Raw genomic sequence first — 10,934 nt, 5'->3', positions numbered from 1 at the left:
ATTTTACTGCTGCCTGCCAGCGGTAGCCCGATCCTCTACCCCTCCCCCGCTTCGGGGATCGTGGTTTCGTCGGGTGCGAGCGAACTCGTCCTGACCGGCGCAACAACCGGCACGATCGTCAGCGGCGGCACCGAGGTGACCGCGCTGCGCGGCGGGGCGCTGGCGGCCTACCGCCGGACGGTGGGATTCGTGTTCCAGCGCTACAACCTGCTCCCGGCGCTGACCGCCCTGGACAACGTGATCGCGCCCGTGCTTCCGTACCGGACCGGCTGGGACAAGCCGGAGCGCGCCCGCCAGCTCCTGGACGCGGTCGGCCTGGGCGGGCGGGAGCGGTCGCTGCCGGCCCGGATGTCCGGCGGCGAGCAGCAGCGGGTCGCGATCGCCCGGGCGCTGGTGACCGAGCCGCGCTTCCTGCTCGCCGACGAGCCGACCGGCAACCTGGACACCGCGAACGGCGACGAGGTCATGGCCATCCTGGAGTCCCTGAACAAGGAGCGCGGCGTGGCGGTGGTGCTCGTGACGCACGAGGCCGAGATCGCGGCCCGGGCGCGGCGGCTGATCCGGATGCGCGACGGGCTCGTGGTCGAGGACACGGGGTTCGAACACCCAGCGCTCGAAGAAACCGCGTTCGAACACCCAGCGCTCGAACACACGCGAATCGACGCAGGGCTCGATGACGCCAGGTCCGATAAAGCCGGGTCCGGGGAAACCGGCGCCGGGGAGGCGTCGTGAACCCCTGGGAGTCGCTGCGCGTCGCCGGCGAGTCGCTCGCCGCCAACCGGCTGCGCTCGCTGCTGACCATGGTCGGCGTCATCATCGGCGTCGCCGCGGTCGTGATCCTGGTCGCCATCGGCGGCGGGGCCAAGAGCATGGTGGAGAACGAGGTCGAGGGACTCGGCTCGAACATCATCCTGGTGGTGCCCGGCAAATTCGCCTTCGGCACCGCGCCGTCGGTGTCCCGGCTCCAGTTGTCAGACATCGATCTCGTCGCGCGGATCGTCGGCTCCCCGGACGACGTGACCGCCAGCATCACCTCCGGCGAGAACGTGCGGGCCGGCTCGCTTCAGTACTTCGCCACCGTCCAGGGCGTCACCCAGACCGTGCCCGAGGTCTTCAACCGCCCCATCGACGAAGGCTCCTACCTCACCCGTGCGGACGTGGACACCAACGCGCGCGTCGTCGTGCTCGGCGCCGACGTGGCCGACTCCCTCTTCCCGGGCGAGGACCCGGTCGGCCGCCCGGTCACGATCGCTGGCGTGCGGTTCCGGGTCATCGGCGTCGCGACCCGCCGCGGCTCGGCCTTCGGTGTGAGCCAGGACTCCCAGGTCGACATACCGATCACCGCGGCCCAGCGGCTGCTCGGCGTCTCGGCGATCCAGGGCCTCGCGGTCAAGGCGCCGACTCCGGACCGCATCGGCCCGCTCTCCGACCAGGTCGTCGCGGCGCTCGAGGCGAAGTACCCGGGCACCCAGTTCTCCGCCGTGACGCAGACCCAGATCCTCGGCACCATCGGCAAGATCCTGTCGCTGCTGACCCTCGTGCTCGCGGCGATCGCCGGGATCTCGCTGCTGGTCGGCGGCGTGGGGGTGTCCAACATCATGCTGGTCGGCGTCCGCGAACGCACCCGTGAGATCGGGCTGCGCAAGGCCCTCGGCGCTCGGCAGCGGGATGTGATCCTTCAGTTCCTCATCGAGGCGATCGTGCTGACGGCGTTCGGCGGGATTCTCGGCATCCTGCTCGGCGTCGGGGTTTCCGCCGCTGTGGGCGCGTTCAGCCCGCTGCCGACCGTCATCGCGTGGTGGTCGCCGGCCGTGGCGTTCGGGGTCTCGGTCGCGGTGGGTGTGATCTTCGGCGTCGTCCCGGCCCGCCGAGCCGGACGTCTCGACCCCGTGGTCGCGCTGCGCACCGACTGACCGCCGGGTGGTTGCGCGGTCCGTGATGCGATCCTTCCCCGTCGTGGCGGCGGCCGTGCCGCTACGCTCGTTTTCATGAGCACTCTGGTTCCGACCGTCGCCGAGGAGATCGAGCCCGCCCGCCGGGCGCTGGTCTCGCACCTGGTGGCGACCGGAATAGCGGGCCCGGTGGCCACCCCGCGGGAGAACAACCTGCTGCACTACCGGCTGCTCGCCGACCGCGATCCGTACTACCTGCTCGGCCTCGAGCCGGCCGCGCACTGGACCCGCGACTCCGTGCTCGAACTGATGGCCCGCAAGGCGGGTGTCAGCCCTCTGATAAATTATCGGTACGGCCAGGACACCATCGATCCGGAGCGCACCGCCGACGCCCTCGACCGGTACGCGGCCCGTTTCGGACGCGCGCTGCGCGAGAGGCAGCGGGTGCTGTTCGCCACCGGCCACCCGGACCACCTCAGCCCGCTCTACCAGCGCTTCGCGGCGACCCTCGAGGCGGCCGGCGGCACCGTGGTCGAGGCCGCTGACGGCTGGGGCTACGACGCCTCCACCCGACACGGCCGCAAGCGGCTGGAGATCCGCTATTTCCTCGGCGTCGCCATGGTGGAGGACCCCGGTGGCCCGGTGCACAGCCACGCGGCGCGCCCCATCAGAGCGGTGCTCGCCGAACTGGTCGGCTCCGGCGAGCCCCTGCCCGACCTGGTGGTGGCCGACCACGGGTGGTGCGGCGGCGCCGGGCAGGCGGGCATCGACGCGATCGGATTCGCGGACTGCAACGACCCCGCGCTGTTCGTCGGGGAGGCGGAGGGCACGATCCAGGTGGCGGTACCTCTCGACGACGGCCGCGATCCCGAACATTACGAACTCGTCGGCGACTACATACTCGCCCGCGCTACGGCTTGATCACACGTGGACGAGTTGAGGGTGCCTTAGACAGAGTTCGATCAAGAGCGGCAGCCGCTCAAGCGGGCGCTCAAATGTTCTCCGGTGAGCGCCCTCGGCGCGCTGACCGGCGCGCGAAGTGCCGTGGCGCACGTTGCACGATTCCACGCGACTGGCGTACGGGGCCTGAAGCGGGCACTGTAATGAAGAGGTAGGGATATCCCCATAATCCGGAATCGCTCTCCCCATTGGCAGCAGGGGCAACTACTGTAGGAGATGACGCGCTTACGCTGATGGACTCCGGACGGAGGGGATGCCGGAGCCGCCGCGCGCCTCGAAAGGTGGTTCGCCCATGGCCAACGCACAGCCTCCGCACGCTGAGCCCACGACCGCTTCCGCACCTCAGTTCTTCAGCGAGGGCACCGGGCTCGAAGACGTGAGCTTCCTCACGGTCGCCGAAGTCGCCGGGCTGATGCGGGTGTCGAAGATGACCGTCTACCGGATGGTCCATTCCGGCGAGTTGACCGCGGTGCGGGTCGGACGGTCTTTTCGGGTCCCGGCGAAGGCGGTGCGCGAGTATCTCTCCGGAGCCTATGTCGGAACGGAGTGAGCGGCGCGTCGTGAGCCCGGCGGGACGGAACGGTCTGAGCTGACCCGGTGAACCCAACCGTGTGAACTTGACCGTGTCCGTTCGACCGGGCTCGACCGTTGCTTTACCCGGCGTGCCTAGGATCGATCCGCCGCGTTCTCGCGAACTCGGCAGTGCGGGTACCCTGGAGCCCTGTTGAACATCCGTGAAGAGTGAGCGAGGGTTCCAAGTGGGCTCGGTCATCAAGAAGCGCCGCAAGCGCATGGCCAAGAAGAAGCACCGCAAGCTGCTGAAGAAGACGCGTATCCAGCGCCGCAACAAGAAGTAGACGTGGCGCGCGTCCGGCCATGACGCGGGCGGCGGTCTCGATGTCCGGGGCCGCGGGCCCGGCTTCCGCGCGTCGGCTTTCGCGGCGTCCGGCGGCCCGGTTGATGCCGAGCGGGAGGCGAACGAGCGGGTGAGCGAGTCCGGGACGATCCTGGTGACGGGAGCCGCGCGGCGACTGGGCGCGGCGGTGCTGCACGACCTGCTCGAACACGGTGTGGCCGGCGAATCGCCGGTGGACCGGATCGTCGCGGTGGACCTACGCGAGCCGAAGCCCGAGTACCGGGTCGACGGCGTCGAGATCGAGTGCGTGGACCTGCGCACCCCGGCCGTGGCGTCGCTGATCGCCCGGGTGCGCCCGCAGACCGTGCTTCACCTTGACGTGCTGGCCGCGCCGTCGCAGGCCGGCGGTCGCACGGTGATGAAGGAACGCAACGTCATCGGCACGATGCAGCTGCTGGCCGCCTGCCAGAAGGCTCCGTCGGTGCGTCGGCTGGTGGTGAAGTCCTCAGGCGCCGTCTACGGCTGTCACCCGCGTGACCCGGCGCTGTTCGCCGAGGAGACCCAGCCGCACCAGCCGCCGCGGGCGGGATACGGCAAGGACGTCACCGAGGTCGAGGGTTACGTGCGCGGCTTCTCGCGGCGCCGTCCCGATGTCGCGGTGACGATCCTGCGTTTCGCCAACTTCCTCGGCCCCGACGTGGAGACCGCGTTCGTGGACTACCTGGGCCTTCCGGTGCTGCCGACGGTGATGGGCTTCGATCCGCGGCTGCAGTTCGTGCACATCGACGACGTGGTGCGGGCGATACGGGTCGCGGCGGGTGACACACACCCGGGCACGTACAACGTGGCCGGCTCCGGCTCGCTGACGATCTCGCAGATCGCCCGCCGCCTGGGCCGCCCGACCGTCCCGATCCCGCGGTTCGCCACCGCCAGCCTCGGACAGCTGCTCAAGCGCGCCGGGGTGGCCGACTTCACCGCGGATCAGCTGAGTTTGCTCACCTACGGCCGGGTACTCGACACCGAGCGGATGGCCTCCCGGCTTGGCCTGTCCCTGCGCCACACGACCGCGTCCGCGCTGATCGCCCACCGCGAGGCAGCCGGCATCCGGCCGGTGATCCCCCCGACGGCGGTCGCCTCGGCGGAGCGGCGGCTGGCCGGGCTGCTGGCCGATCACGCGATGACAAAGGCAATGACGAAGACGGCGTTCGCACAAGCGACCTCCGGGTGGAAGGACGAGTCGTGACCGAGAAGTCCGACGTCGGAGTCGTCCGGCTGAACGGGGTCCGGCTCGACGAGTCGCACGCTCAGGAGCAGCCCCAGTCCCAGCCCGGACCGGGCGCGCCCCGCCGTCCGCGGGCCTCGGCGGGGGCGAAGCGGCCGATACCGTCCCGCCCCGAGCCGGGCTCGGCTCTCCGCCCCGAATCCGCGTCCGCCGGCGAGAACGGATCGACGAACGGCGCGGCGACCAACGGCACCGGGACGAATGGCACCGGGACCAATGGCGCCGCGAATGCCCGCGCATCGCAGCCTTCTTCATCGTCGTCCGGTAAAGCCTCTGCCGGATCCGGCGCCCGTCCTCGCAAGGCGCTGCCCAAACCCGAGAAGATTCAGAAGCCTGACTCCGTCGCCGACGGCGATGACCTGGCGGCGAACAGTGCCCAGGCCACGGAATCCGAGGCGTCGTCAGCGTCCGAAGCCGAAGCTGAGGCCGACGCCGAAGCTGAGACTGAGGCCGACGACGCGTCCGCGCCCTCTGCGCCCGCACGCCCGCGATTTGACATGATCGACACCGTCGGCCGACTGATCGGCGGCGGAGACTGGGAGCGGCGCGCCTCGCGCGGCCTGGCGTTCCTGCGCCGCCGGGTCACCGGCGACTACGAGATCGACGAATTCGGCTTCGACCGCGAGCTCACCGAGAACGTGCTGCTGAGCCTGTTCCGTCCGCTGTACGAGCGGTACTTCCGGGTCGAGACGCGCGGGCTTGAGCGGGTGCCCGACAAGGGCGGCGTGCTGATCGTCGCCAACCACTCCGGCACGCTGCCGCTGGACGCGATCATGACGCAGATCGCGCTGGCCGACCACCATCCGGCGCATCGCAACCTACGGATGCTGGCCGCAGACGTGGTGTTCACGATGCCGTTCGTCGGCGAGCTGGCCCGAAAGGCCGGCCACACCCTCGCCTGCAACCCGGACGCCGAGCGGCTGCTTACGGCGGGTGAAGTGGTCGGCGTGTGGCCTGAGGGCTTCAAAGGGATCGGCAAGCCCTTCGCGGACCGGTATCGGCTGCAGCGCTTCGGCCGTGGCGGCTTCGTCTCGGCAGCGCTGCGCACCGGTACGCCGATCGTGCCGACCGCGATCGTCGGCGCGGAGGAGATCTATCCGAAGATCGGCGATATCAAGCCCCTGGCGCGCCTGCTCGGCGTGCCCTACGTCCCGGTGACGCCGACGTTCCCGTGGCTGGGCCCGCTCGGCCTGATCCCGCTGCCCTCGAAGTGGTACATCGCGTTCGGCGAGCCGATCGACACCTCGGCGTACGACCCGGGTTCAGCGGACGACCCGATGCTGGTGTTCAACTTGACGGACCAGGTGCGCGAGACGATCCAGGACACGCTCTACCGCCTGCTGCTCCAGCGCCGTTCTGTGTTCTTCTAACAGCCGGTTTCTTCTCACCGCGTTCTTCTAGCCGCCGCCTCTAGACGCGCGCTGGCCGTGTGACGGCGATCCTGGCGGCTACGGGAGCGGCGAACCGCGACCGGGAACTAACGAGCCGCGCGGCTGTCACGCCTACGCGGCTGCTACGCCTGCGCGGCTTGTCCCCGCTGCGCGCCCCGCTCGCATTGTGCGCAGCGGGGCGCGCCCGCATCGGCTTGGGCCAGCGCGCCGCCGCCGCGGCCGCGGAACGCGCGACCGCCCGCCCAGCCCGCGAGGTGCGTCTCCCAGCACTGGCCGGAGGCGCGCCCCGGGTGGCCGCGAGGTACGTCTCCCGGTACCCGCCGGAAGCGCACCTCGGGTGGCCCGTCAGGGAGTCGGCGTGGAACTCGAGCCGCCGTCCCCGAGCCCGATGTCTATCCCCGGCAGCCCGAGCAGCGGTGGTAGGTCGATGCTGGTCGACGGCAGTATCGGCAGCGGCAGGAGGTTTATGGTTATCGGCGACGAGCTGGCGCTCGGGGTCGTGGTGCCGGGGCCGCTCGCGCTCGGGGACGGTCCACCTGACGCGCTGCCGTGGGCTCCCGCGCCAGGACCGCTCTGCTGTCCGGCCGCGCTGGTCGCGCCCTTGCCGCCGTGCGTCGTCCCGGGGCCCGCGCCGCCGTTCGCGCCGCCACGGCCCTGCGAGCCGCCTTCGCCGGGCGTCGGTGCCGGTCCCGCAGCGCCGCTCTGGGGCATGTTCGCGACCGCCTGCTGCAACTGCTGGTACAGCTGGTCCATGAGGGCCACGATGCGCGCCGGCTGGCCCTGCAGGCTCGTCGGCACCTGCCAGGTCAGGTCTGCCACCCGCTGCCGCTCCGTCTGGAGGAAATCGGACAGTGCGTGCAGCGCGCTCTGGTCTCCGGCCGTGCGCACCTGGCCGACGAGCAGCGTGCCGCCGTCGCCGATCGTCGTGCGCAGATCGTTCAGCGCCTGGGCGAGATACGCGGCCGTCGGCGAACCGGGCACGTCCGCGTCCCGGCGCGAGAGCAGGTTGTCGATCTCGGCGAGCCGGATGTCCGCCAGCTTGAGGTACTGCTCCCCGCGGTCTGTGGGCGAACCGGACAGCTCCAGCTGGATGTTCTCGAACATCTTCTTCGCGCTGTACAGCGGATCGCCCGGCTGCGCGCCCGCCGAAGCGACCGCGATCCCGCCGACCGAGCCGGTGGCCACCGCCACGCCCACACCGGCCGCCAGGAGCCGTCGGCGCCACGCCGCGGACAGACCGATGTGGCCGCGGGTCGTGTTCTCGCCGCTCCCGCTCTTCCCGCTGTCCGCGCCACTCGACGGACTCGGCCTGACTGCTGCGCCGCCGGGCCGCGTGCCGTTCACGTGCGCACCCGCGCCGCGGCGCAGGCCCGCATGGCGCCCGCCGCGCTGTGCGGGCAAGCGCACCGGCGCCGCCGCCAGCTCCGGGGTGAGCCGCACCAGCCGCTCGCGCAGCTGCGCCCGGAACGCCTCGTCCATGCCCGGCAGTGCCCGGTCCGCCTCGCCGAGCCGGTGCACGACCGCGACCAGGGACGTCATCGGGGCGGCCGTCGGAGCAGGCCTCCGCCGCCGGTCCGCCGCGCGCTCCAGCGCGAGGTCGAACTCCTCCGCGAGCCTGCGCTCACTGAGTGAAGCCATTCGCCAGCCACCTCCTCTCGCTTGCAGGGCGGCGCCTCCGCCGCCGTGGGCCGTCCCGCACCGGGGCCGACGCCTGGTTTGACTCGCCCCGATCGCGCATGGTTGTGCCCTGATCGGTCACTAGCACGCCCAAGGCGACTAAATTCACCCGGACGAGTGGATCTCCCGAACATCGGCTCGAATCGGCGCTCGGGGCGGGCCGGCCGGCGACTCTCATCAGGGCCAACGACGGCATGGGCTGCGGAGTTACGCCGACGCACCCCTCCAGTGGTCCGTCCCACCCGCCTGGGGGCGGCGGCGCCGAGTGCGCCGAGGACGACTGCGCGAGCACGCCTATATGATCGTCCGTCAACGCAGATCCACCGGAAGCATCCGGGCCAGGGTGCGGATCGCCCGGTACTGGAGCGTCTTGATCGCCCCGTCGTTCTTGCCCATGATCTTCGCCGTCTCGGCCACCGACAGCCCGTGCAGGAACCGCAGCGTCACGCACTCCTGCTGCTGCGAGTTGAGTTGGCACACCGCGTCGAGCAGCGCCTTGTTCGACAAATAAGCCAGCACCGAGTCCTCCGGCGACGACTCCGTCTCGTCCGAATCCAGCATCTCACCGGTCGGCACTTCCAAGCGGTACCGGCTGGACTTGAAGTGGTCGGCCACCAGGTTGCGCGCGATGGTCACCAGCCAGGCGCCGAAGTCCCGGCCCTGCCAGGTGAAGGTGGAGATCCGGCGCAGCGCCCGCAGGAACGTCTCGCTGGTCAGGTCCTCGGCGAGCTGCCGGTTCGAGACCCGGTAGTAGATGTAGCGGTAGACGGTGTCTGAGTAGGAGTCATACAGCTGCCCGAAGGCCTCGCCGTCGCCCTGCTGGGCGAGCTCGACGAGGGCGAGCATCCGCAGCGACTCGGCGTCCTTCGCGTTGTCCGCGAAGCGGTCGCGGTCGTCCGAATGCGGCCCGGAAGCCTGCGTCGGGGCACCAGGCCCTGAACCGTTCTGGCCGTTCTGGCTCGGGCCACCGGTTACCGCACCGGTGCGAGTGGGGCCTGTCTGGATGGGGCCGGTGCGGTCCGCACCGGCGGGCGCCGGCTGGCGGGGAACCGCCGAAGCCGTCATCGCGGCAACGGCCGTCCGGAGGCCGGACAGGCCGCTCAACTCGGCTCTGACGTCTCGATGCACGGGACTCCAGCTGTTCGAGGGCTCGCGTCAGTTCACCGCGAGCCGCCGCGGAAGCGCGGCTCCGGTACGGCGCCGGGGCAGCGGCCCGCGTGGGCTGCGGACCTTCCGGTCGGACCGGCGGACCGGTCATGACCGAGCGTGCGTAGGCGATCACCGCTTGTTGGCCGTCTCCACATCGTAGGGAAAATCTCACCCCTCGTGTGCGGGTTTGGTACGACCGGCCCGGACGTGCCGAGCGCTCCATGAGGATACCGCTTTGTGACCGAGAGATTACTGCAAGTACGCAAAACGCATGTAGAGCAGCGCCTTAAGCAGGCACGCGTACCTGTGCTCGGAACTAATGGCGTGTCACTTCGGCTCTGCGGCGCCCGGCGCGGCGCAGCGCCACGCCCGCCGACACGGCACCCGCGGTGGCCCCGATCCCCGCCGCGGCCGGGAGGCCCACCCGCAGGAACCTGACGCCGGCGCGGTACTCGACGACCGGCCAGCCCTGCTTCACCGCGTACTGCTTCAGCCGGTGGTCCGGGTTCACCGCGTGCGGGTAGCCGACCGCGGTGAGCATCGGCAGATCGTTCGCCGAGTCGGAGTAGGCATGGCATGAGGAAAGACGGTAGCCCTCACGGTCCGCCAACGCTCGCATCGCGGCGCCTTTGGCAGGTCCATGCAGGACTTGTCCGCACAAACGGCCCGAATACACCCCGTCCACCCGTTCGGCGACGGTGCCCAGCGCCCCGCTGAAGCCGAGCCGGTCCGAGACGATCTGGGCGAGCTCCGTCGGCGCGGCGGTCAGCAGCCAGACCGGCTCGCCCCGGCCGAGGTGGGCCTGGGCCAGCGCCCGGGTGCCCGGCCAGATCTTCGACTCCATGTAGTCGTCGAAGATGTCGTGGCAGATCTGTACGAGCTCGCTGGCGGTGTGGCCGGCGATGAAGGACAGCGCGCGGTTGCGGGTGGTCTCCAGCTGCCCGGCCCGCTCGCCCCGCATCCGGAAGGTGAACTGGTCCCAGCCGAACTTGGCGACCTCGCGACCGCTCAGAAACCGGTGCGCGGCCAGCCCCCTGGCCAGGTGGAACAGCGACGCGCCTTGGATGAGCGTGTTGTCCAGATCGAAGAACGCCGCCGCGCCGGTGGCGCTGACGGCGTGGTTCGGGGCGGCCGCTTCCGAGGTCACGCACCTCGCCACGGTCGAGGTTGCACTCTCCCGCCCCGGAGCCACCGGCTTGGACACGGCTGCTGTTATCTCCGGGACTGCTGACACTTCAGGCACGGAATGAGGCACCATGGCTGAGACCATACTCGGGTACCGGTAACTTCATGGCCTGGCTTAGTGCCCGGACGGTTACAGTCCGGCGACTATACCCTGCTGGCATGAGCGAGTCCCGGATCACTCTTATCGGCAAACCCGGCTGCCACCTGTGCGACGAGGCGCGCGCCGTGGTCGCACAGGTCGCGGAGGATCTGGGCGTCGGCTGGACCGAACTCGACATCACCGCTGACCAGAGGCTCGCCGACGAATACTGGGAGCAGATCCCGGTCACCCTGGTCGACGGGAAGCGGCACGACTTCTGGCGGGTCGACGAGGCCCGCCTGCGTGCCGCGCTGAGCTGAAAATCCAATGCCGCACGCCCAGGGCCGATCAAGGCTGCCTTAGGTGCCGCTCTAGGGCGAATCGGCCCGATAGCTCTTGTGGCGATTACACCCCTCATCCCACTGGCCGCGGTCGCCGATCGGGCAGTCGACGGCGCCCTTGA

The 10,934-nt window shown here is 70.4% G+C and carries 11 protein-coding genes; 8 read left to right on the top strand and 3 right to left on the bottom strand.

The window, feature by feature from the left end:
• The 7 genes from VGZ32_RS16040 to VGZ32_RS16010 form a co-directional block, all read left to right on the top strand.
• Positions 1-732: ABC transporter ATP-binding protein (locus VGZ32_RS16040; protein ID WP_326886847.1), on the top strand; the 732-nt coding region annotated here is incomplete at its 5' end.
• Positions 729-1,913 carry an ABC transporter permease gene (locus VGZ32_RS16035; RefSeq protein ID WP_326886846.1) on the top strand — a complete coding sequence of 395 codons (1,185 nt, stop codon included), beginning with the start codon at positions 729-731 and terminating at the stop codon, positions 1,911-1,913. The genes VGZ32_RS16040 and VGZ32_RS16035, both read left to right, overlap by 4 nt.
• A gap of 75 nt (positions 1,914-1,988) precedes the next feature.
• A complete protein-coding gene (locus tag VGZ32_RS16030) occupies positions 1,989-2,813 on the top strand; it encodes a phosphatase (RefSeq protein ID WP_326886845.1) in 825 nt (274 codons plus the stop codon).
• A gap of 331 nt (positions 2,814-3,144) precedes the next feature.
• Positions 3,145-3,402, top strand: a complete 258-nt coding sequence (locus tag VGZ32_RS16025; protein ID WP_326886844.1) for a helix-turn-helix domain-containing protein — start codon at positions 3,145-3,147, stop codon at positions 3,400-3,402.
• Positions 3,403-3,610: 208 nt separating this feature from the next.
• A complete protein-coding gene (locus VGZ32_RS16020; protein WP_018654693.1) occupies positions 3,611-3,709 on the top strand; it encodes a 30S ribosomal protein bS22 in 99 nt (32 codons plus the stop codon).
• Between the two features lie 129 nt (positions 3,710-3,838).
• Positions 3,839-4,951 (top strand): NAD-dependent epimerase/dehydratase family protein, encoded by a 1,113-nt coding sequence (locus tag VGZ32_RS16015; RefSeq protein WP_326886843.1) that lies wholly within the window; start codon positions 3,839-3,841, stop codon positions 4,949-4,951.
• Between the two features lie 398 nt (positions 4,952-5,349).
• The gene (locus tag VGZ32_RS16010; protein ID WP_414642552.1) at positions 5,350-6,360 is read left to right on the top strand and encodes a lysophospholipid acyltransferase family protein; all 1,011 of its coding nucleotides are present in this window, start codon (positions 5,350-5,352) and stop codon (positions 6,358-6,360) included.
• A 366-nt stretch (positions 6,361-6,726) separates the two neighbouring features.
• On the opposite strand, the gene VGZ32_RS16005 is transcribed toward VGZ32_RS16010, so the two are convergent.
• From VGZ32_RS16005 to VGZ32_RS15995, 3 genes are all read right to left on the bottom strand, one after another.
• Positions 6,727-8,019, bottom strand: coding sequence for a DUF5667 domain-containing protein (locus tag VGZ32_RS16005; protein ID WP_326886841.1), 1,293 nt, complete (start codon positions 8,017-8,019; stop codon positions 6,727-6,729).
• A 348-nt stretch (positions 8,020-8,367) separates the two neighbouring features.
• The gene (locus VGZ32_RS16000; RefSeq protein ID WP_414642551.1) at positions 8,368-9,186 is read right to left on the bottom strand and encodes an ECF subfamily RNA polymerase sigma factor, BldN family; all 819 of its coding nucleotides are present in this window, start codon (positions 9,184-9,186) and stop codon (positions 8,368-8,370) included.
• Between the two features lie 337 nt (positions 9,187-9,523).
• On the bottom strand, positions 9,524-10,354 hold the full coding sequence (locus tag VGZ32_RS15995) for an HAD-IB family hydrolase (protein WP_326886838.1): 831 nt from the start codon (positions 10,352-10,354) through the stop codon (positions 9,524-9,526).
• Positions 10,355-10,551: 197 nt separating this feature from the next.
• On the opposite strand from VGZ32_RS15995, the gene VGZ32_RS15990 reads away from it, so the two are divergent.
• Positions 10,552-10,791 carry a glutaredoxin family protein gene (locus VGZ32_RS15990; RefSeq protein ID WP_326886837.1) on the top strand — a complete coding sequence of 80 codons (240 nt, stop codon included), beginning with the start codon at positions 10,552-10,554 and terminating at the stop codon, positions 10,789-10,791.
• Positions 10,792-10,934: the final 143 nt, after the last annotated feature.

The sequence above is a fragment of the Actinocrinis sp. genome, assembly GCF_035938995.1.
GTDB lineage: Bacteria > Actinomycetota > Actinomycetes > Streptomycetales > Catenulisporaceae > DASZGI01.
This window is presented reverse-complemented; position numbering and strand designations above follow the sequence as displayed.

What these genes read in the sequence shown, in the direction of transcription:
- VGZ32_RS16030 (WP_326886845.1), top strand. Translation starts at nt 1,989, where the DNA reads ATGAGCACTCTGGTTCCGACCGTCGCCGAGGAGATCGAGCCCGCCCGC.
- VGZ32_RS16025 (WP_326886844.1), top strand. Translation starts at nt 3,145, where the DNA reads ATGGCCAACGCACAGCCTCCGCACGCTGAGCCCACGACCGCTTCCGCA.
- VGZ32_RS16005 (WP_326886841.1), bottom strand. Translation starts at nt 8,019, where the DNA reads ATGGCTTCACTCAGTGAGCGCAGGCTCGCGGAGGAGTTCGACCTCGCG.
- VGZ32_RS15990 (WP_326886837.1), top strand. Translation starts at nt 10,552, where the DNA reads ATGAGCGAGTCCCGGATCACTCTTATCGGCAAACCCGGCTGCCACCTG.